The sequence below is a fragment of the Pontibacter sp. YIM B11418 genome (genome assembly GCF_059278805.1).
Map to the genome: position 1 here is coordinate 170,551 of NZ_JCAEMH010000004.1, position 21,837 is coordinate 192,387.

13 protein-coding genes are annotated in these 21,837 nt (G+C 50.3%); 4 read left to right on the top strand and 9 right to left on the bottom strand.

Annotated features, from left to right (window positions below; all coding sequences use genetic code 11):
* Positions 1 to 47 precede the first annotated feature (47 nt).
* From AC4QZR_RS11235 to AC4QZR_RS11275, 9 genes are all read right to left on the bottom strand, one after another.
* Positions 48 to 1,745: a RagB/SusD family nutrient uptake outer membrane protein gene (locus AC4QZR_RS11235; protein WP_494481010.1), complete on the bottom strand. Its 1,698-nt coding sequence runs from the start codon at positions 1,743 to 1,745 to the stop codon at positions 48 to 50.
* 29 nt (positions 1,746 to 1,774) lie between these two features.
* A complete protein-coding gene (locus AC4QZR_RS11240; RefSeq protein WP_494481011.1) occupies positions 1,775 to 4,759 on the bottom strand; it encodes a SusC/RagA family TonB-linked outer membrane protein in 2,985 nt (994 codons plus the stop codon).
* A 202-nt stretch (positions 4,760 to 4,961) separates the two neighbouring features.
* Positions 4,962 to 5,930: a pectinesterase family protein gene (locus AC4QZR_RS11245; RefSeq protein WP_494481012.1), complete on the bottom strand. Its 969-nt coding sequence runs from the start codon at positions 5,928 to 5,930 to the stop codon at positions 4,962 to 4,964.
* A 3-nt stretch (positions 5,931 to 5,933) separates the two neighbouring features.
* Positions 5,934 to 7,367 carry a pectate lyase family protein gene (locus tag AC4QZR_RS11250; protein WP_494481013.1) on the bottom strand — a complete coding sequence of 478 codons (1,434 nt, stop codon included), beginning with the start codon at positions 7,365 to 7,367 and terminating at the stop codon, positions 5,934 to 5,936.
* Positions 7,368 to 7,429: 62 nt separating this feature from the next.
* Positions 7,430 to 8,707: a DUF4861 domain-containing protein gene (locus AC4QZR_RS11255; protein WP_494481014.1), complete on the bottom strand. Its 1,278-nt coding sequence runs from the start codon at positions 8,705 to 8,707 to the stop codon at positions 7,430 to 7,432.
* A gap of 17 nt (positions 8,708 to 8,724) precedes the next feature.
* Positions 8,725 to 10,215 (bottom strand): pectate lyase, encoded by a 1,491-nt coding sequence (locus AC4QZR_RS11260; RefSeq protein ID WP_220625133.1) that lies wholly within the window; start codon positions 10,213 to 10,215, stop codon positions 8,725 to 8,727.
* A 56-nt stretch (positions 10,216 to 10,271) separates the two neighbouring features.
* Positions 10,272 to 11,873: a DUF5123 domain-containing protein gene (locus AC4QZR_RS11265; protein WP_220625132.1), complete on the bottom strand. Its 1,602-nt coding sequence runs from the start codon at positions 11,871 to 11,873 to the stop codon at positions 10,272 to 10,274.
* A 35-nt stretch (positions 11,874 to 11,908) separates the two neighbouring features.
* Positions 11,909 to 13,720 (bottom strand): RagB/SusD family nutrient uptake outer membrane protein, encoded by a 1,812-nt coding sequence (locus AC4QZR_RS11270; protein ID WP_220625131.1) that lies wholly within the window; start codon positions 13,718 to 13,720, stop codon positions 11,909 to 11,911.
* Positions 13,721 to 13,741: 21 nt separating this feature from the next.
* On the bottom strand, positions 13,742 to 16,999 hold the full coding sequence (locus AC4QZR_RS11275; RefSeq protein ID WP_255594012.1) for a SusC/RagA family TonB-linked outer membrane protein: 3,258 nt from the start codon (positions 16,997 to 16,999) through the stop codon (positions 13,742 to 13,744).
* Positions 17,000 to 17,439: 440 nt separating this feature from the next.
* Here AC4QZR_RS11275 and kduI point away from each other — a divergent pair, with 440 nt between their 5' ends.
* From kduI to AC4QZR_RS11295, 4 genes are all read left to right on the top strand, one after another.
* On the top strand, positions 17,440 to 18,279 hold the full coding sequence (kduI, locus tag AC4QZR_RS11280) for a 5-dehydro-4-deoxy-D-glucuronate isomerase (protein ID WP_253402225.1): 840 nt from the start codon (positions 17,440 to 17,442) through the stop codon (positions 18,277 to 18,279).
* A gap of 7 nt (positions 18,280 to 18,286) precedes the next feature.
* Positions 18,287 to 19,075, top strand: a complete 789-nt coding sequence (locus tag AC4QZR_RS11285) for a gluconate 5-dehydrogenase (RefSeq protein WP_253403331.1) — start codon at positions 18,287 to 18,289, stop codon at positions 19,073 to 19,075.
* A gap of 37 nt (positions 19,076 to 19,112) precedes the next feature.
* Entirely contained in the window at positions 19,113 to 20,138 is a 1,026-nt protein-coding gene (locus AC4QZR_RS11290) for a LacI family DNA-binding transcriptional regulator (RefSeq protein ID WP_253402223.1), read from the top strand.
* Between the two features lie 173 nt (positions 20,139 to 20,311).
* Positions 20,312 to 21,739: a tagaturonate reductase gene (locus AC4QZR_RS11295; protein ID WP_494481015.1), complete on the top strand. Its 1,428-nt coding sequence runs from the start codon at positions 20,312 to 20,314 to the stop codon at positions 21,737 to 21,739.
* Positions 21,740 to 21,837: the final 98 nt, after the last annotated feature.

A 21,837-nucleotide genomic window follows, 5' to 3' on the forward strand; every position in this document is an offset into this window, starting at 1 on the left:
AAATAGCTGATCTGAGGGGAAGATTACTACCTCCCCCTCCGGACCGGCTAGTTGTATCCTTCGTTCTGTTTGAACTCGCCCGGGTTAGAAACCGCATCCAGCTGGGCCTGCGGAATTGGCCGGAGCATATGGAAAGGCTGTATGTTCGGCGCAGCATCCGGATTAAACTTCTTCACCCGCTCTATCAGTTTATCCGTGCGTTTCAGGTCGAACCAGCGCTGTTGCTCTCCGGCAAACTCGCGTGCCCGCTCATCCAGTATAAATTCGATGTTGAGTTGGTCTGCCGTAATCTCCATCTCTGCCTGCTTGCCCGGCAATGCGGCCCTTCTGCGAACAGTGTTGATGTAATTTACAGCTTCTCCGGTATTTCCCTGCATCATTTCTGCTTCGGCGGCAATCAGGTATAACTCGGCAAGACGAATAACAAAGGCATCGCGCTGGCCCTGCTGCTGAGAAATGGTCAGGCGGTTTGGTTCCAGAAACTTCTTCAGCGACATATACCTGTCACGCACAACAGGCGCATCACCGGCATTTACATTGTAGGTTCTGCTTCTATCGATGATCGTATACTTCCTGCCATCCTTCCGGGCGTTTGATATTATATGCTTGCTTGCAAAGATAGCCGTATCACCTGCTGCAAAAGTCACATTCACCTCACTCCCGTTTGACAGCGTCTTTTTATAAGTACCGGGCTTGTTGGCATACCATACAGTTTCGAAAGTAGCATCAAAACGGGCATCCCTGGTCTCATCAAACAAGTCGAGTAAATGGGCTGTCGGCATGAAGCGTGCAAACGGACGTCCATAGCGCATATCACGCTGCATACCTGCTACCTGATCATAGGTCATCAGGAAGAACAGGTGCGCATTGTTACCGCCGTCACGCAGCAGGATATCATCGCTGGTGCTGGCCGTCGGGCCATCAAACTCCCGGTTCAGGATCAGGTCAGCAGTAAAGTTGACATGCCACACGATTTCTGAGTTTTTGACATTGCTGATGCTCCAGAGGTTTGCATAGTTTGGCACCAGGCTGAAGTTGTACTCGCTGATCACCTTCTTGGCCAGACTTGCCGCTTCCGGATAGTTTTTGCGGTAGAGGTGCATGCGTGCCATAAAGGCTTCTGCCGCCGGTTTTGTCACACGACCGTACTGCGAGCTGGTTGGCGCCAGGTTATCGGCGGCAAACTGCAGATCTTCAAATATCTGGGTATAGAAAGCTTCAACCGGAGTTCGGTTAGCCGTTGTTACTAACCCAATAGACTCTTCTGTTGTCAGGTGTACGCCGCCCCAGGTCTCCACGATGTGCCACAGGTAAAACGCTCTCAGAAAACGGGCTTCTGCCAGCCTGGTTGTCTTTAAGTTCTCGGCCAGGGCAGACTCCGGGATTCTTTTTACAGCGGCATTGCAGGCATTCACTGCAGAGTAAAAGCGGGTCCAGTAAAAGTTGATCGGTGCGTTGGCGCCAGACAGGTCTGAATTATAGAGTGCCACCGGCGGATTTTCCATACCGTTTCCTCGGGTGAAAATGTCGGTGCCGGTCTCTGTCAACGCAATACCATTTTCCTTACCATACCAGAAGCGCATGGGCGTATACAGGGAGTTCACCAGGCTTTCTGCCCCCTCAGCTGTTTTGTAATAAGCTTCAGAGGTAAGACCCGATTTGTTTTCTTCGTCCAGGAAAGATTCGCAGGAAGCTGTTCCTAGGAGAAGAACAGGAACGAGTATGCTATAGAATATCTTTTTCATGATTGCAGATTTTAAATGTTCTTCACTTCTTAGAATGAAACATTGAGGCCAAATACCATTTGTCTCGTCATCGGGAAGCTCAGGGCTCCACCGCGCTCAGGATCATAAGGCGCTATGTTACTCTTCAGAATAAAATAGTTCTTAGCCGTTGCATACACTCTCAGGTTAGATAGCCTCAACTTATCTGCTATACCTTGTGGGAAACTATAAGCCAGGGTGATGTCTCTCACCTTCACGAAAGAACCATCCACATACTGCAGTGTGGTATAGTAGCGCGTGCTGGCGCGGCTCGTGCCTGCGTTTGGTCTTGGGTAGGCGTTGGTCGGGTTCTCCGGCGTCCAGTAGTCTACCATCGGTCCGTTTTCCAGCGCGTCTATTTTGTAAGAACCGGCCGCCTCGCTGATGATAGTATTTCCGATTCGGGCATTCACCATAAAGGAAAGTTCCAGCCCTTTGTAGCCAACCCGGTTAGTCACACCCAGCGTCCAGTCAGGATTTGCATTACCGATCACCACTCTGTCCTCCGGTGTAATGATGCCGTCACTATTCTGGTCTTTTACCTTGATGTCGCCCGGCTGCTGCTGGTTTTTGGCCGCTGCTTCTTCCTCGCCCACTTGCCAGATACCTATTTTCTCATAATCGTAGAAAACGTTTATCGGATGCCCCACAAACAGGCCATATTCGCCCAGTGTCAGGTCGCGATCCACGCCATCAGCCAGTGCTCGTACCTCTTCTTTGTTTCTGGCAAAGCTGAAGTCGGATGACCATCTAATGCCGTTGGGCTGATCAATATTCACCGTACCTAATTGCAATTCTATGCCTCTGTTACGGGTCTCACCCACGTTATAAATTACTCTTTCAAATCCGGTGGAGGTAGGAAGTGCTCTTGGCAGAAGCAAATCCCGGGTATCCTGCTGGTAAACATCCAGTGTACCTACAACCCGGTTGTTGAATAAGCCGAAATCCAGGCCTAAGTTAGTTGTTGCCGTTGTCTCCCATCCCAGCGCGGGTGTAGCCAGTGTGGCAGGGTAAAATCCGAAAGCAGGTGCCTCGGAACTACCCTGATCAAAGGCATAGGTAGATTTGCCCAGGCTACCCAGTGTCTGGTAAGGACTAACTGAACTGTTGCCGGAAAGTCCGTAGCTTAAGCGCAGTTTCAAATCAGATATAGCATTTACGCCCTGCAAAAAGCTTTCTTCTTTCAGCAACCAACCCACCGAAGCAGAGGGGAAGTAATCCCATTTGTTGCCATTTGCCAATACAGAAGCTCCGTCAGCACGCATCACGAAGGTGAACAAATACTTGTTGAGAAGCTTGTAGTTCAGTCGGCCGAAGAAAGAGGCCAGGCTCTGCTCTCTTAAATCGCTGCCCAACTGATAAGCTGATTGCGTAGCGCCTAAGTTGTGAAAGAGGAAGGTAGAAGAAAGTAAATTACGCCCTTGGGCAGAAAATGCCTCTGTAGTTTCGGACCAGATACTGGTGCCGATCATAGCTGACAGTTCGTGGTTCTCTGACAGCGTTTTGGAGTAGTTGGCAAAATTCTCCCATGTTAGTCGTGAGAAGTTTGTAAGTTCTGCTCTTGCCAAAGACTGACCGTTTGCACCCGTCTCAATAGTATTGGTGCCAGCGTATAGTCCGTTGCGGTTATTAAACTGATCTACCCCAAAACGTGAGGTAAATACCAGATCCTTGATAGGAGTATAATCCACAGAGAGGTTGCCAAAGAAACGCTTGTTAAGCTCGTTGTTCTCGAAGGCACCAGCCTGCTCATCCACCAGCGGGTTCAACGTGGATGCATCGCCTACAGGAAAAGTAGTGAAGTTACCCTCAGCATCGTAAGGTCTGCCCAACGGACTCATTTTGTTTGCCTGGTTCAGCGGATCTCTTCTCAGATCCCGGTCACGATAGGTATACATCAGGTTGGTACTTACTTTCAGTTTCTCCGATACATTGTAGCCCACATTCAGGCGGCCGCTATATCTTTTCATCCTGTCGTTCTTCAGCAGGCCCTTCTCGTCGAAATATTCTGTAGAGAGGTAGTAGCTCAGTTTATCAGCACCGCCGGTTATACCTATCTGGTAGTTTTGCTGGCTTCCGGTTCCCAGTATTTCATCTGCCCAGTCGGTGTAGATACCGTTTCTGAAGTTCTCCAATTGTGCAGGGTTAAAAATTTTATCATCATCGGCCGGGCTGCTCCACTCGCCTACTGTTCTGCGGGATTCTCTTCTCATTTCCACCCACTCAGGGCCGGTCATAATATCGGCATATCCGTTTCTGGATTGGATACCATAGTAGGAGTTAAAGGAAACTTTCGCCTTACCTGATGAACCGCTTTTGGTGGTAATCAGGATTACACCGTTGGCGCCCAGTGAACCATAGATAGCCGTGGCTGTCGCGTCTTTCAAAATCTCCATGGAAGCGATGTCGTTCGGGTTCACGTCGAGCGGGCCGTCATAGCGTATACCGTCTACCAGCACCAGCGGTCCGTTACCTGCTCCGATAGACCTGGTACCTCGTACTCTCAGGTCTACACCTGCTCCTGCCTGACCGCTGCTTCTGGTCAGGTCGAGGCCCGGTACTTTACCCTGCAATACTTCCAAACCGCTTGTCACAGGTATAGCCGTCAGGTCCTCTCCGCGCACCGAAGCAACAGAACCCGTTAGATCCGACTTCTTCACTGTGCCATACCCGATCACCACCACTTCTTCCAAAGCTTTGGCATCGGTTGCAAGTGTTACATTGATAGCTGTCCTGTTATTGATGGGGACTTCCTGCGTACTGAATCCGATGTAAGAAAAAACCAATGTACCTGTACCACTCGGAACATTCAGGGTATACTCTCCCATGGAGTTGGTGGCAGTACCACTTGCAGTACCTTTCACCAACACTGTTACCCCTGGCAAACCTTCTCCTTTGTCATCTGTAACTTTTCCTTGCACTGTTAACCCTTGCGCGACGGCAACCGCCACCGAAGCGAAGAAAAGAGGAATTACCAGTAAGTACCTCATCTTCATAAGTATCAAAATTTTCATAAGTGTGTAGAATTTTTGGCTCTGTAAGTGAATTGTGTGCATAGCTTTAATTAAATGCTAATTCAGTCAATACTCAGAAGATGCTGGGCTATCCCACCTTAATCTTCGGTGACGCAGGGTATCAGATTGCTAGTCCTGGAAACACCTTATCAGCCCCGGGAAACAGCACGCGGTTTTATCTTTTTTATTCTGTCATAGGCGTTTTAGTCGCTTTGGTTAGTGGCTTCCAATTATCTTTTCCGGCCAGTATCGTTTCGGGCGTAAAGCGCTTGGCTTCTTTTGCCGTCAGTTGTCTCGACCATTTTACACGTTTCTCAGGTATAGCACCCGGGCCAGAGGAATTGTACTCGGCATAGAAGGCTGTCTGCTCCGCCTCTGGTTTGTTCCAGTTGTGCCAGCCTTCCGGACGAATGTGTTTGCCGAGCTTTGTGTTCAGAAACACTGTTTGGGCGTATGGTCGCCAGGGTCTGCCCAGGTATACCTGCAGCTTTTCGTCGGCTGCTGTTACGGTGCAGTTCAGGAACACAAAGCCAAATGGCTGTTCCTGTGGCGTAGAGGCCGCCGTGATGTAGGAGTTCTTTTTGCACTGGATGGTGCAGCGCTCAAACACTGCCGTGGCGGGCCCGAAAATAAAGTCCGTCGTGCCCTCGATGTAGCAATCCACGAAGTACTGCCGGCTGCCCCCTACGCCAACGTATAGCGTGTCCTGGTCTCCAATGATGCGGCAGTTCTGAACCACCGCCCGGTCGGCCTCCACGTGCAGCGCCACGGCTTGGCCTACCGGTCCGGCAGTGTTCTCAAAAGTAATATTCTCGGCTCTGAAGCCATTTCCCTGCACCAACACGGTATAGGACGTGAAAGTATTGATGTCGCCTTTGCCCGAGTAATCGTCCCAGGAAATGATCGTCTTGTGCTTGTCCTCTCCGATCAGGTGGAAGTCGGTCTTCCAGGAAGGGATCACCACTTTCTCACGGTAAGTACCGTTTTTCACAAACACTTCCACACCCCCGACCGGGAAAGCAGGTATAGCATCGATTGCCTCCTGCACACTGCTATAGTCGCCGCTTCCGTCCTGCGCCACCACCAGCTTTTTGTGCTGGGCCTGCAAGGCCGAAAAACTCAGCATAAACAATATGAGCAGGAGGTATTTCATTTCTTATAGTTCCGCTACTGGTTTTACAAGGCTGTTCAGGTATACCTCCACGTTGGTGTACTGCTTGTCTAAGGTATAGCCGGCTGCATCTGCTGGGTTCGTCGGGTCCAGATTATGCTGGAGCTCCCAGGCATCCGGTATGCCGTCCTGGTCTTTGTCTTCCGGAGCAGGGGCCGACTTTAGTTCCGGCCAGCCGCCCACGTCCTGCTGCGAATCGATGATACCGTTCTTCTTTTTGCCGCTGGTTGGTTTGCCGGAGCGTACATCGGCTACCACGCGGGCATCAACGGCATCACGTTTATGACTGGCTCCGGCATGGGTCAGCACCAACTCATAAGCCTGCGCGGCACTTTGTTCATTAATGGTCATTACCTCGAAAGGATTAGCCGTTTTCACAGAATCTACATGGTCAGCCTGCACACCGCCAGCCCAATTGTTTTGGGTGATGACTGGGAAGCCTTCCACATGATTGCCGGTCACGTAAAATTTACCGTATGGCTGCGAGGGATTCACGATGCGATCCTTCTTAGTGGAGATAGTCGCAGGGCCGGCTTTATAATAGTTGTTCACCATGTTATAGCGCCCTTTCTCCCCACCATAAGAACTGTTGTGCACCCAGTTGAAGATGACATTGTTTTGGAAATCCACCAGTTCATCGGGGCTGTTTGGAGTAGATTTGGAGCCGGAGAAACGAGGCGTGCGGCTGCTGTGGTTAGCGATCAGGTTATGGTGAAAGCTGGCGCCTTCCCCACCCCATATGCCGCCGTAGCCGTGGTCGCCCTTAGCATGTACTGACTCGTTCAGGCTTTCGGAGATGATGCTCCATTGTAATGTAAAGTTCTTGTTTCGGTAGAAAGAAGCACACTCGTCGGTAGCCCAGCTCATAGAGCAATGATCGATGATGATATTGCTGCGGCCTCTGTTACCGCTCAATGCATCTTCCTGCTGACCCGCCACGTCGCCCAACCGGAAACGCATGTAACGCAGGATCACGTTATCTGCTTTAATACTGACCGGATAGTTGCTGATGCAAATACCATCTCCGGGCGCTGACTGCCCTGCTATGGTCACATCTCCGTTGTTGATATCCAGTGGTTCTTTCAGCACGATGGTACCTGACACGGCAAACACAATAATGCGTGGCCCCTTTTTCTGAATGGCCTTGCGTAAACTGCCCTCCCCACTATCCTCCAGATTCGTGACATAGACTACCTCTCCCCCTCGACCGCCGGTGGTATACTTACCGAAGCCCTCTGCTCCCGGGAAGGCAAGCTCCTTCGCTTCAGCAGGTATAGCTGTGGTCGTGGATGTGGTTACTGCCTCCCCTGAAGACCCGACAGGTATACCTGTCGGGTGCGTTGCGCACCCGGCCAGGCATACTACCAATAGCGCCACGCTATTTGATATCAATTTCTTCAGTTCGTTTCGGGTTGTCATGCTAATCAATTTTATGCTACAGGTATAGTGCTCTTGTCAGGACTATACCTTGTGATCATTCTTTAAAATTTTACCTGTAACGGGTTTGCCAGTTCGCGGGCAGTATTGTCCAGGTACTGCAGGAAAGCAGCTTCGTCTTTTATACCTTCCGGCTCCAGTTCCCAGGCAGCCAGGTAGTAGTACTCGAGCTTGTTGCCGTTTGGCTTCAGCTTCACCACATGGCTGTGCTCATCGGTCGTGAACTCCATGAAATCCTGCGGACGGAAAAGCACTGCTATACCTAAGTTGTCGCCTTCGCCATTCAGACTCTGCTTGCCGTAGGTGGCAATATAGCCCCACTCCCCGTTACCACCTTTCTTTGTATGCAGCTTCGCTCTTTTGTCTTTGATCAGGCCTGTGGCCAAGTTGTGTGGTTTGTCGCCTGCTATATCTACCTGGTGGTGCGTGAGCCGGGTGCCGGCATGTATGTTGATGTTGGAGTTGATGTCGAGGTTCATGCCGGCAATTTTCCAGCCGTAGTAGTTTGTCCGGATGGACGAGTATACCGGTCCATTCTCGGTGATCACACTGATCATGCTGTCGGTTTCGGCCATGCGGTTGGCAGCTCCGTTGTGGAAGTGTGCCAGCGTACCTACCCCCAACGATTTACCCACTTTCAGCACATCCATGCCCCAGTCCTGCAGTTCGTGGTATGAGTCGTAACCATCCTGCCCTGCCTTTTGCAGCACCATATCGTGGGTTGTTTTCCCAAACACATCGGTACCGTTGCGCCAGTCGAGGTAAAAGCGGTAGCCTACCTTATCAGACTCCCAACCCGGACCTTCGTAGCGGATGTAGAAAGAGTGGTCGGTCACCTCATCGGGCACCCGTAGCGAATCCACATTCTGGAAGGTGCCGCCTATATACTTGCGATCCTTGAACTCACCGCCTACTTTGTGCGACAGCTCTGCCTGCGTGCGTTTGGTATAGTTGCGGTTCGTTTCCCCGTTTTCTTTGTAGCGCACTGTCAGGGTACGGGTCGCTTTGGGAGCCATTTTGTCAAGCACCAGGTACACGCCCGGCTTGTCACCGTCTTTCTGGTTGTACTGACTGGCTATTTCTGTTTTGCCATCCAGCACCACAAATGCTTTTGAGTTAAACGCTGGGTACTTCTTCTTTAACTCCTGCGCGTTCAGGTATACCGGAGCACTTTCACGCTCCTGGCCAAGGGGATTCGTTACTTTCACGGTGAAGGACTTCGGATACTCCTTGCGCAGATCCTGCGCCGAAAGGTTGATACTCAGCAATACAGCTGCCAGCACACATGCTCCTTTTTTCCACACCTTCATTTTGTAATTCATCTTTTCTGTTATCGTCTTTATTTCACCTGCTCTTTTATGATATCATGCACAAGACTATTGATGTACACTTCGATATCGTCGTAGGCGGTACTTAGATTTCTTTTATCCTGCGGCTTACTAGGGTCCAGGTTATGGGCAATTTCCCATTCGTCAGGTATACCGTCCCCGTCTGTGTCTTTTGGCGCAGGTTTCGATTTCAGTTCGGGCCAACCGCCCACATCCTCCTGCGAATCGATGATGCCTTTTGTGCTACCGCTGGAGCCTGGTGCTGTGAAAGAGTTATTGCGAACATTGTCCATTACCCGCACATCCACGGCATCACGCACCAGGGAAGCGCCGGCAAAGGCCAGCACCCTTTGGTATGCGACTTCAGCTGTATGCGTGGTCACGTTATTATGGATAGGGTGTGGAGATTCAAGACGCATGGCGGCTTTGTCTGCGGCAGAAACGGTGCCGTAGCTGCCATGAAACTGGTTGTATACCCCGTAGGTCCAGTTGTCATTCGTGGCACGGGCACTGCCTTCCACCACGTTTCCATCAATGTAGAATTTGCCCCAGATGTCGTATACCTCTGTGCCCACATTCTTATTCTTATCAATCGAAAAAATGCGCTCCTTTTTAGTCGTGACAGGCCCTGGCTTGTAATAGTTGTTCACGATGTTGATGTTCATGGCCTCCCCGCCATAGGCACTGTTGTTTCCCCAGTTAAAGGTCACGTTGTTACGCACATCCACCAGGTCGGTGAGGGCAAAGGCTTTACCGGCTTCCTCGCCAAAACGCGGATTGCGGCTGTCGTGGTGTGCCAGCAGGTTGTGATGAAACGAAGCATTTTTGCCGCCCCAAATTCCGCCGTAGCCGTGCGCACCTTTTGCATGAGCAGAGTTGCGGAGACTCTCCGAAATAATGCACCACTGCAAGGTGAAATTCTCGTTGGCGTAGAAGGAAACGCACTCATCGGTAGACCAGCTCATGGAGCAATGGTCGACGATGATGTTCTTGCGGAAGCGCCCTTCCAACGCATCTGCTTCCTGCCCGGCAGCGTCTCCCATCCGGAAACGCATAAAGCGAATGATCACATTATCTGCATTCACCACCACCGGATAATGGCGGATCGTGATGCCATCGCCTGGAGCTGTTTGCCCTGCTATGGTTAGATCGCCGTTGTTAATGGTTAGTCTGGAGTTTAATGTAATAGTACCGGATACTTCAAACACAATGATCCTGGCGCCTGCCGCCGCAATAGCAGCCCGCAAACTGCCTGTACCGGAGTCGTTCAGATTGGTCACTTTAATGACCTTACCGCCACGTCCGCCCGTCGCATCCTTGCCAAAACCTTCGGCTCCCGGAAAAGCCAGGGCTGTCTCATTGATCGGAACAGGTCCTCCGGCAGTCGGTTCCTCTACCTTTGGCGCAGGCTCAGGTTTGCTCTTGCAGGCCGCAAATGACAAGGATAGTCCTAAGACAGTCAGGCAAACCCATAACCCTGTTTTGGAAACACGATGATACATGGCAGGCTAATGTTAAGGTAGGTGTGGCCTATTGTAGACCACACCCGTTAAATTATTTATCTCCAGCGTGGGTCACCAGCATTGTTGCGGCCCTGGAAGTTGTTGTCGATGAGCGTAAAATCACCATTTCTAGGATCTTTGAACAGATCGAAAGTGGTACCGCTATAAGTTGAAACACCCGGTATTTCATTCGAAGTCACTTCCAGATCAGACGTCACGTGGGTACTACCGGATTCTATCAAGGTACTATTGCCAGCCCTTATACCCGACACGGCCCTGTTGCCTCCTGCACTTTTTCCAATTCCAAAGATGGAGTTGTTCACTTTGATACCTCCGGTTACATCATTGGAAGTGGTATAGTCAATCAAATAGCGACCACCTTCCGGTACTTCGCTGAACGTGCTGTTCTCAATCAGAATCGATCTTGAAGGAGCCTTACTGGTCATGAAGCGCTCGATCTTATAAAAGGTGCTATTCTTAAACACGATGTCTTTCACATCGGCACCCGCATTATCAATTGTCAGCACACCATAGTTCGACAAGCTGTCCACCACGCTGTTCAGAATCTGGAACTTGTCCACTACTGTGCCAGCACTTTGGAGGCGTACCAAGCCTCTGAAGATTTCAGTATGGCAAGCTTCAAACTTAATCTTACCAACTGCGAATGCTTTGTTCGCATTCAACACATAGCGGCTTGAGTAATTGTCGCTGCGCATGGCCACGCTTTTGAAAACCACAGAGTCAATCTGGCTACCTTCCGTGAAGTTGAAGTTGCTGGTGAAGTAAATTTCAGCCAGTTCTGGATTAAAGCTGTTGGCACTCATGATCGTAACTGATCGATCCAGGTTAACGGTAGAGCTTATTGTATAGCGTGTCCCTCGCTTCAGCAGCACCGTGCTCCCCGATGGAATCTGTGGAAGTGTATCCTGCAGTACAGATGGTCTATTTGTAATGCCTGTCAGGTCAATGACCTCACCTGCAAACGAAGCTGCTTTCGTAGTAAAGTTGCGCGTACCTTTAGAGGAGTTGTTTCGGAAAATTTCAGCCGTGTAGGCTGTACTCGGACGGAGCCCTTCTATCAGTATCTGTCTTGCCTGCACATGGGCCTCCGTAAGTGGCACCTCGATCGGGTTGCCGGCAGGCGCAGTTGGCGTTAGCACGATTCGGGTTAATCCCGGCGACTCTCGCCATTTGAGAATCACGGCGTTCTCGATCACATCAGAATCGAACATCGTTTCGAAAATCTGCTCGCCTCTTATTCTGAATCGGTTACTAACCACTGGCTTAGACTCAGGTCTTTCGCCCAGCGTATTGGCCCAGATGCGGGCATAGTAATCGACTCTTGCGTCTAGCTGATCATCTGTAAAAACGACACCTGATGTATCGGTTTGAACAGTGAGCAAAACCGGCGTTGCAAATAGTGTATCAGCTGCCACTTCCACGGTATAAGTTACGCCGCTGCTGGCTGTTGTGTAGAGCGATGGATTCCAGGTAAGCTTTACCTGCGTTTCCCCGCTTACGGATTGTATTGCACCGGCCGGTGTGAACATGCGCATCGGATCCAGAGAATCCACTTCTTTTTTACAAGCCACAGTCACCAGCCCCAGCATCAGCACAGGAAGCAGCGTACCGGATATTTTCTTTAAATATTTTGTCATCTCTTGATAGCTTAATTTCATGATCTGATTAAAAATTAATATCCGTAATCCTGTGTTAGCCTGAAGTTCTGGTTAAGCACACCGGAGTAGATCGGGAACAGCTCTGACTGTCCTGGCTGGAAAGCAACGGCAAACTGCTCGGCATAGGTATCGTTCAATGCGGCACGCCAGTTCTTGCGGGTATAGCCTTCCGGGGTAGAGGTTGGCCCTGGGGTATACATCGCTTCTGATACAGAGCCTCCGATCAGGTCCAATCCTGCCATTTCCTGTGCTACAGTAGGGCTGTTGCGGAATGGCGTCAGTTTCACGTACACATAGTTTGGCACGTTGGCATACCTGCCTGTTCCATTTCGGAAATCCACCAGATTAGCGCGAGTCTGGTTGATCACGCTCTCCAGCTGATTCCACCGGATCAAGTCATACTTGCGGATGCCCTCACCTCCGAACTCCAGTAGACGCTCCTGGGCCACTGCCTGGAAAAAGCCCTGCTGATCGGTTGGCGCCACACCCATTCTGTCTTCATTTCCGGCAAAAGCTCTTCTTCTTACTGCTTCGTAAGCGGCTACTGCCTCTCCACTCGGACCACCTTTCAGTTCGTTATCAGCCTCGGCAAACATCAGCAGCACATCAGCATAGCGCAGGATCGGCCAGTTGATACCCAGGGTCTGGTTTGTGCCGGTTATACCTGTCCAGTATTTTCTGAACTTACCGTCGCGCATCAGTATAGAGGTTGACAGGTCAATTTGGTCATCTTTGTTGATGGAGAAGTAAGCCAATGTCACATCTCTTCTGGAGTCTCCTATCTGGTCGAATTCATAGAAGTAAGTCGGAATGGCTTCCAGCTGTCCGTTTGCCTGACCGTAACTGGAGCTAGCATCTATTCTGAGTCCGTTCGAGTAGCCCAGTTTACTGTCCGTGCGGGCGTTACCGCCATAGGCACCTGCTTCAAAAATACGCTCCCCTGTTGGATCCATGGATGTGGTGTGCAGTCCGCGGAATATATTCTCATAGCTTGGGTTCAGGCCATGCTGACCACTTTGGATGATATCCCAGGTTTCGTCACGCGCAATCTGATAATAGTCTTTGTAATCAGCGCGGCGCTCCATGGCGCGGCTATCTCTTCTGAGTGAGTAACCGCCACGGGCCAGGGCCAGTCGAGCACGCAGACCTTTCACGGCACCTTTCGTCACGCGGGTACTCGGGTCGCCAGATTCTGAGCGCCACGGCACCAATTCTGCAGCCAGTTTCAGGTCATCCAGAAGTCGGTCATAGATCTCGTCGCGGTCAGTCTTGGGCAGGTTGAGGTCTGGAATATCAGCAGAAGGCTCAAACTGTGCCGGGACATCACCCCAGTTGCGGATTAACTCGTGATAAAACACGGCACGCAGTGTCAGCGCCTCACCATGCAGCTTCCGCATGGCTGCCTGCTCAGCAGCAGTGCCGTTGGTATAGAGATTGGAGGCAGGTATGTATTTGATGGCGATATTGGCTCTTTCTATACCTGAGTACAGCTCCAGAAAGGGTCTGAATAGTTCTGTGTTATCCGGGTGCACGCCATAGCCACTGATACCTCTTCGGTCGAGCGGATTGTAGGCACCCCCCACTCTGAAGTCATCAGCTGCATTTGGGTACAGGGTCGAGATGCGGCTACCATACGTATTATCACCCATCAACCTGTTGTAGATGCTGATAACTGCCGAGTTGGTATAGGATACACTGGTAAAAACTGCATCCTGCGAAATAGTAGAAGGGTTCTCCACATCCAGGTAATGCTCACAGGATGTAAATGTCAGGCTTCCCCCCATGGCAAGGAACAGAACAAGTGACTTTATATAGGACTTTTTCATCTTTGCTAATGCTTTAATATTCTAGAAAGTAACATTTACACCACCCAGTATGAAGCGGCTGCGTGGGTAAGCAGCGTAGTCAACACTTGGTGTCAGCGGGTTACTGCGACGGGTGTTGGCCTCCGGGTCGTAACCAGAGTAACCCGTAATGGTGAGCAGGTTGTTCACGGTGCCATACACACGGAACTTAGAGATGAAACCTGTTCGCTTCAACAGGCTCTCAGGTAGCGAGTAACCCAGTGTCAGGTTGCTGATGCGTAGGAAAGAACCGTCTTCGATCGCAAATGAGTGCAGGAAGTACTGACCGCCAGCCGGTGTCCAGTATTTTGCGTCCTGGTTCATGGCGGCAAGCTGCTCTGGGTTTGTCACCAGTTGACCGGCATCGTCATACCACTGCCATCTGTCGTTCATCAGGCTCAGCATGTTGTTATCGCGGTACAGGTACTGAGTCGTGAACTCAACTTTGTTGGCATTGTACACCTTGTTGCCATAAGAGAAGTTCATGAAAAGACTTAAGTCGAACCCCTTGTAAGCAAACTGCTGGTTAAAGCCACCAATGAACTTAGGCTGTGCGTTGCCGAGCACGGTTCTGTCTTCTGTCGTAATCAGATTGCTTCCTGTATCAGCCAGTTTTTTCAGTTTAAGATCGCCAGGTTGAGGAGCTCTGTTACCTAATGCAACGGCACGGCTATCCGGCACATTCTCTTTCAAGGTATAGGTCCAGGCTCCGGTTTCTTCGTTAAAGGTATGGTTGAAGTCATCCAAGGTATAGTAACCATCGGTCATGTAACCATAGAACTGGCCAACTGGCTGCCCCACCTCTACAATAAAGTCCTGTAGGCTGTTTACCCAGCCAGACTCAACCAGGTATGAGTTACGCGGTACGCCACTTGGGTCAAGGCCCAGACTTACGATCTTATTTCTGTTGAAAGCAATGTTGAAGTTAGAAGACCAGGTAAAGTCTTTGGTATCTACCACGATACCGTTCAACTGTACTTCCAGACCTCTGTTCTCTGTCTCACCGATGTTCTGGAACTGCCACTCGTAACCGCTGGTCTGTGGAATGTTGGCGCGAAGCAACAGGTCTCTGGTACTGTTTTTATACAAGTCGATAGAGGCGTTGATGCGGTTATTGAAAATGGAAAAATCGAAGCCAAGGTTTCTGGATAAAGTAGTCTCCCATTTCAGGTTCGAGTTGGCCAGGTCGTTAGCGGCAAAGCCCGGTGTGATCGCTTCGTTGAAAGCATACCCGTCGTTGCCGGCTGCCACAAACATTGTCTTCCAAAGGTCAACCCCAACCCGGTTGTTACCTACTTCACCTATACTAGCTCGTACTTTCAGGTCAGATAGCCATTTCTGCGAAAAGGCCATAAAGTTTTCTTCTCCAATGTGCCATGCAACCGAGGCTGATGGGAAGTAGCCCACTCTGTTCTCAGGTGAGAACAGCGAAGAAGCATCACGACGAAGGTTGAATACGGCGCGGTACTTGTCGTTGAAGCTGTAGCTCAAGCGACCAAAATACGAAAGAAGTCTTTGTTCTGATTCCGCTGTGGTTGGTGCATCCTGGATAAGACCAGCCGGAGGAGTTGCTTTCTGTATACCTGCAAAGGCTTGCTCTGGTGTGATATCTTCTGGTAGCCACTTGGTGGTGATGTTACGGTTAGTCGTTTTGCGTTGCCAGATCTCCTGTCCGATCAGAGCGTCAAACTTATGCGCATCAGCTACCGTGAAACGGTAGTTCAGCGTGTTGGAGTTTGTAATTGAAAGCGCCTCCCCTGCCTGCAACTGCACGACAGGCATACCTGCATTCTGACGCGCAATACCTGTCACCGGGCCATTGAAGATGTTCACATCCCGGTTATTTGACGTGATACCGAACACAGTTCTTGCCGTCAGGTTTTTGATGATATCAAAGCTCGCCCAGCCATTTAGTAAAAGGTCGTTGCGGTAATCATTTCTTAGCTCTTGATTGGCTAGTAAAACAGGGCTGGTCAGGTTGGTTAGGTTTGCAAATTCCGGATCAAATTCATCGATCACGTTTTCCTGGCCCGGGGCAACAAATGGTCTGAAACGAACTGAGTTTCTGAGTCTGTTGGTGCTCTGTGAACCTGTGCTGGAAGTACCCACACCGTCAATTCGCTGGCGGCTGTAGCGGCTGTTCACCCCTACTTTCAGGCGGTCACTTATTTTATGATCAAACTTAATAGAAGCCAGTGTTCTTACAAAACCAGAGTTCAGCATGATACCATCTTCATCGGTATGGTTCAGCGTTACATTAAAGGTTGTTATTTTAGAGCCACCTGATACTCCTACAATATGCGTCTGGCTATAAGCATCACGACCGAATACTTCGTCCTGCCAATCGGTGAATGGCATGTTCTGATAAATATCAATGTCTTCGTAACGACCGTAGCGCGTCACAAAGTTATCGCGTGTTTCCTGGTTTGTGTTGAAGTTGTAGATCTGGTACTGGTATTTCACGAAATCGTAAGGATTCATCACGTCCAGCTTATTTACAATGCTGCGCACACCGGCAAAACCATTGTAAGTCACCTGCGTCGGCATTTCCACACCACCTTTCGTTGTGATCAATACTACACCGTTGGCACCTCTGGCACCATAAATTGCGGTAGAGGCAGCATCTTTCAGCACGTCAATCGTCTCGATTTCCTGAGGAGAAAGCACAGAAAGCGCATTCTCCATCTGGATACCGTCTACTATATATAAAGGAGAGTTATCCTGCGTAATCGAACCGCCACCACGTACCCGGATCTGGATTTCGGCACCCGGCTGTCCTTCAGAGGTGGTCACCTGCACACCTGCCAGTCGACCGGCGAGCGCCTCCGCTGCCGTGCTCACAGGTATATCGCGCAGCTGCTTGGCACCGACCGACGAAACAGAACCCGTCAACTCTTTACGCGACACCTCCTGGTAACCGATCACCACTACTTCATCCAGCGCCTTTGCGTCGGGCTCCATTCTTACATCTACCGTGCTGCGGTTGCTTATTTGCAGCTCCTGCGGCTGGTAACCAATAAAGCGGAACACCAACACAGCATCACCACTTGGAGCAACCAGCTTGTAACCACCCTCCACATCCGTTGGGGTAGCCACCGTAGTACCCTTCACCAGGACGGTTACCCCGGGCAGACCCTCCCCTTTCTCATCCACTACTTTGCCCGTTACAGTAAAGCCCTGGGCAAACGCGCCGGCAAAGGCGGCGAAGACAAACAATACCGTGAGCTGGTATTTCATCTTCTTTAGTAAAACATGTTGCATAGGTATAGATTAGTTTGTTATTATAAGGACTGTATTTATTCTTCAGGTTTAAAACCTTGTATAAGTATTTTCGGCGCGTGGTTGGCTGAACCTAAATTCTCTGAATGGCGACTTAGTTGCACCACTTGAACCTAAACTTCTGCCCTGCTTGCACAAATAATTTGCGCAACCGATTGCATTTTAATAACTCTCCTCAAAAAAAACAATAAAAAGTTCTTTTATTTTTCAATAAATCATTTTTCAATAACCTTGTTTAAACATTTTTGAAAATTAACTAAGAAATAAGCCCTTTTATTGACATTTTAAAATCTTAGTTTAAAAATTCATTTTCTTATACCCTGCCCTATACCTGAGATAATTTTGCTAAAATTATTATTGTTGTGTAAAAATATTTATTACTTTGCGCAAACGATTACGCACATTGACAGTATAAAAAAGACATGAGCATAACCTATACAGTAAGACACGCTACCCACCCGGCAGACAGCCGGAACTATGATACAGCAAAACTTCGTGAGCACTTCCTGATCGAGCAGTTGTTTAAAGCGGACACCGTGCACGCAACCTATACCTTGCACGACAGACTGGTGGTAGGCGGTGCCCACCCAGTAGAGAAGCCTTTAAAACTGGAAACCTTCCCGACGCTGCGTTCCGAGCACTTTCTGGATCGCCGGGAGCTTGGCATTATCAATGTTGGAGCGGCAGGCAGTGTGACCGTAGACGGCGAGACCTATGAGTTGGCCCCAAAAGAGGCTTTATATATAGGAAAAGGTGCCAAAGAGATCTATTTCAATACAAGCCAAACAGGAAAGGCACTCTATTACTTTAACTCTGCCCCTGCGCACCACACCTACCCTACCCGCAAGGTATCGCTGAGCGAAGCCGAGACAGTAGAGCTGGGCGCTTTGGAGAACTCGAATCACCGCATCATCCGCAAAGTGCTTATCAATAGTGTTGTGGAGACTTGCCAGCTGCAGATGGGCATTACCGAGTTGCAGCCGGGCAGCGTATGGAACACCATGCCGGCCCATACCCATGACCGCCGTATGGAGGCGTACTTCTACTTTGAGTTACCGGAAGACCAGGCCGTGTGCCACTTTATGGGAGAACCGGAGGAGACACGCCACCTTTGGGTGAAAAATAACCAGGCTATTATCTCGCCACCGTGGTCCATTCACAGCGGCGCCGGCACCAGCAACTATACCTTCATCTGGGGTATGGCCGGAGAAAACCTGGATTACAATGACATGGATAAAGTAGCACCTACTGACCTGAAATAAGATGAGCATGAACGCATTGTTTGACCTGACCGGACAAGTTGCCCTGATAACTGGTGCCACCCACGGTTTAGGCATGGCCATGGCCACTGCAATAGGCGAGGCAGGCGCTACGCTGGTTATCAACGGCCACACACCATCCAAAATGGAAGAGGCACTGGCAAGTTACAGAGCAGCCGGTCTGACCGCATACGGTTACCTGTTCGACGTGACGGACGCCCAGCAGGTAAAGCAAAACATTGCGCAAATAGAACAAGAAGTTGGCCCGATCAGCATCCTGGTAAACAATGCCGGTATCATCAAACGCATACCTGCGCTGGAGATGGACGAGGCAGATTTCCGGCAGGTGCTGGACGTGGACCTCACCGCCCCCTTTATCGTTTCCAAGCACGTGGCCAGGTATATGGTGGAGCGCCGCCAGGGCAAGATCATCAACATCTGCTCCATGATGAGCGAACTGGGCCGCGATACAGTTTCGGCTTATGCGGCTGCCAAGGGCGGCCTTAAAATGCTGACACGCAACCTCGCTACGGAATGGGCCAGGTATAACATACAGGTGAACGGCATCGGGCCGGGCTACTTTGCAACGGAGCAAACGGCCCCTATCCGAGTAGACGGACATCCGTTTAACGATTTTATTGTGCGCCGTACCCCGGCTGGTCGCTGGGGTGATCCAGAGGATCTGGGCGGGACAGCAGTTTTTCTCTCCAGCAGAGCCAGCGATTTTATAAATGGCCAGATTATTTATGTAGATGGTGGTATATTAGCAACCATCGGTAAACCGGCCAACGAACAGTAGGGCTCCGGGATTCCGGTAAAAGCCTTAAGAGACAGATATGTCAACAAAGACGAAAGTAACTATACATGATATTGCAGAGAAGCTAAATATTACGGCTTCTACGGTATCGCGTGCGCTTAACGACAATCCGCGCATCAGCGACGCCACCAAAAAGGCGGTACTAAAGACTGCCAAACAGCTGAATTATCAGCCCAACAACATTGCAGCGGCACTGCGCCATGGCAAGAGCTACATCATCGGAGTGATCGTGCCGACGGCTGACCGCTACTTTTTCGCCTCTGTGGTGCGAGGTATAGAAGAGATCGCCAACAACCTGAATTATAAGGTGATTATCTGCCAGTCGTATGACAACTACGAGAAAGAAGTGCAGACCATTGAGGCGTTGCTGAATGCACGGGTAGACGGCATCATCGCCTCTATCGGTAAGAACACCGAGAACTTCGATCACTTCAAAAAGGTGCAGTCGAAAGGTATACCGCTGGTGCTGTTTGACCGCACCACCGACGAGCTGGAAGTGAGCCAGGTGATGATCGATGACTACCTGGGCGCCTATAAAACGGTGGAGCACCTGATCCAGCAGGGTTGCAAGCGCATTGCGCATTTTACGAGCCCCAAGAAAGTGAGCGTTTTTAAAGAGCGTCTGCGTGGCTATACCGATGCCCTGCGTGATTATGATATACCGTATGACGAGCAGCTGGTGATTAAAGGTGATTTGCAGTTGGAAGACGGCAGAGAGGGCATGAAAAAACTACTGAAGCTCAAGCAAATGCCGGATGCGGTGTTCTCTGCCAGTGACTATGCTGCCATGGGTGCCATGCAGGTACTGAAGGAGCGCGACATACAGATACCACAGCAGGTGGCACTGGCCGGATTCTCGAACGAACCCTTTACCTCGTTCACAGATCCGCCGCTCACTACCGTGGATCAGCGCAGTATCAAGATGGGCAATATCACGGCGGAACTCTTTTTCGAGCATTTCAAGTCTGGTGAGAAAGGCATCGTGTCGCAGAAGACAGTCTTGAAACCAGAATTGATTACCCGCAAGTCCTCGCTGCGCAAGTAGTCGGGGTTGCCGTAAGCTATACCTTAGCCGCTGTAAAAGGCGGCTGTTTTTTAGAGACACAATACAATCGATTGCACAGTTTTAACAAAAACAGGGTGCCATCAGCATAGCACAAAATAGTAAGAAGGAACATCTAACAACAGGGGCTTATACCTATTCAACATCAGATCATTATGAAGCAGCTCAACCGTCGTACAGCCAGTTTGCCGCAGCGGCACCCAGTGAAGGTATTGCAATTCGGGGAAGGCAACTTTCTCCGCGGTTTCGTAGACTGGATCATCGACTTGCTCAATGAGCGCACCAATTTCGATGGGCAGGTACACATCGTGCAGCCGCTGGATAAAGGAATTGTGCATCTGCTTCAACAACAGGAGGGGCTATACCACGTTTTGCTGGAAGGTATACAGGGTGGCGAAACGACCCGCGAGCTACGCCTGATCAGCTGCATCGCGGATGCGACTAACCCTTACGAGAACTACAAGGCCTACCTGGCACTGGCCGAAAATCCTGAGCTGCAGTTTGTGATTTCCAACACCACAGAGGCAGGCATTGCTTTCGATGAGGCTGACACAGGTATGGAGCGCATCCCTAACAGCTTCCCGGGCAAGTTGACGGCCTTGCTTTACCACCGTTTCCGTCATTTTGGAGGCGCTGCCGATAAAGGGCTATACCTGATCCCTTGCGAACTGATCGAGAAAAACGGAGAGGCCCTGCGCTACTCCATTCTGGCCTACGCCAAACACTGGAGCTTACCGGCTGATTTCACCACCTGGATCGAGCAGCACAATCACTTTTGCAACACACTGGTAGACCGCATTGTGCCGGGCTTCCCGAAAGATAACATACAGGAAATACAGCAGGAACTCGGCTACCAGGATAACCTGGTGGTTAAGGCTGAGCCATTCCACCTTTGGGTGATCGAGTCTCCCGAAGTGGTGAGAGCCGCTTTCCCGGCCCACGAGGCTGACCTGCAGGTTAAGTTTGTAGAGGACCTCACCCCTTACCGTACCCGCAAAGTGCGCATCCTGAACGGAGCACATACCGCTCTTGTGCCGGTAGCCTACCTGCAGGGACTTCGCACAGTGCGCGAAGCCATTGAAGACAGCAAGGCAGGCAGCTTTATCCGGAAAGCTATTTTTGAAGAAATCATCCCGACGCTGGACCTGCCACAGGAAGAGCTGGAACAATTCGCCAACGACGTGATTGAGCGTTTCCAGAATCCGTTCATCTACCACGAATTGATCAGCATCTCCCTTAATTCCATATCAAAGTACAGGGTGCGTGTGCTGCCATCGGTGCTGGAGTACCACAAGCGCAAAGGTCAGTTACCAAAACGACTGCTGCAGGCACTAGCAGCACTTATACTATTCTACAAGGGAGAATGGAACAACGAGCACATTCCGCTGAACGATACCCCGGAAGTACTCACTTTCTTTATGAAGGCGTGGCAACTGGAGTCTGCGCAGGAAGTAGCAAATGCTGTGCTGGCCAATAAAGAATTCTGGGATACCGACCTGACTGAGATCCCGGGATTAGCGGACTTAGTGGCAACGGAATTGAAAGCCTTGAAACGGGCAGAAAAGCAAGCGAATATAGCGTAGCGGCAGGTATAGCCTGGCTATACCCGCTTAAAACAGAAAGCTCCGATACAGGGACTTTCAGGTATACATCAGAATTCAATAGGCACTGCCTATACCAT

Coding starts and splice junctions, on each gene's coding strand:
- AC4QZR_RS11235 (WP_494481010.1), bottom strand. CDS start 1,745: ATGAAAAAGATATTCTATAGCATACTCGTTCCTGTTCTTCTCCTAGGA.
- AC4QZR_RS11240 (WP_494481011.1), bottom strand. CDS start 4,759: ATGAAGATGAGGTACTTACTGGTAATTCCTCTTTTCTTCGCTTCGGTG.
- AC4QZR_RS11245 (WP_494481012.1), bottom strand. CDS start 5,930: ATGAAATACCTCCTGCTCATATTGTTTATGCTGAGTTTTTCGGCCTTG.
- AC4QZR_RS11250 (WP_494481013.1), bottom strand. CDS start 7,367: ATGACAACCCGAAACGAACTGAAGAAATTGATATCAAATAGCGTGGCG.
- AC4QZR_RS11255 (WP_494481014.1), bottom strand. CDS start 8,707: ATGAATTACAAAATGAAGGTGTGGAAAAAAGGAGCATGTGTGCTGGCA.
- AC4QZR_RS11260 (WP_220625133.1), bottom strand. CDS start 10,215: ATGTATCATCGTGTTTCCAAAACAGGGTTATGGGTTTGCCTGACTGTC.
- AC4QZR_RS11265 (WP_220625132.1), bottom strand. CDS start 11,873: ATGACAAAATATTTAAAGAAAATATCCGGTACGCTGCTTCCTGTGCTG.
- AC4QZR_RS11270 (WP_220625131.1), bottom strand. CDS start 13,720: ATGAAAAAGTCCTATATAAAGTCACTTGTTCTGTTCCTTGCCATGGGG.
- AC4QZR_RS11275 (WP_255594012.1), bottom strand. CDS start 16,999: ATGCAACATGTTTTACTAAAGAAGATGAAATACCAGCTCACGGTATTG.
- kduI (WP_253402225.1), top strand. CDS start 17,440: ATGAGCATAACCTATACAGTAAGACACGCTACCCACCCGGCAGACAGC.
- AC4QZR_RS11285 (WP_253403331.1), top strand. CDS start 18,287: ATGAACGCATTGTTTGACCTGACCGGACAAGTTGCCCTGATAACTGGT.
- AC4QZR_RS11290 (WP_253402223.1), top strand. CDS start 19,113: ATGTCAACAAAGACGAAAGTAACTATACATGATATTGCAGAGAAGCTA.
- AC4QZR_RS11295 (WP_494481015.1), top strand. CDS start 20,312: ATGAAGCAGCTCAACCGTCGTACAGCCAGTTTGCCGCAGCGGCACCCA.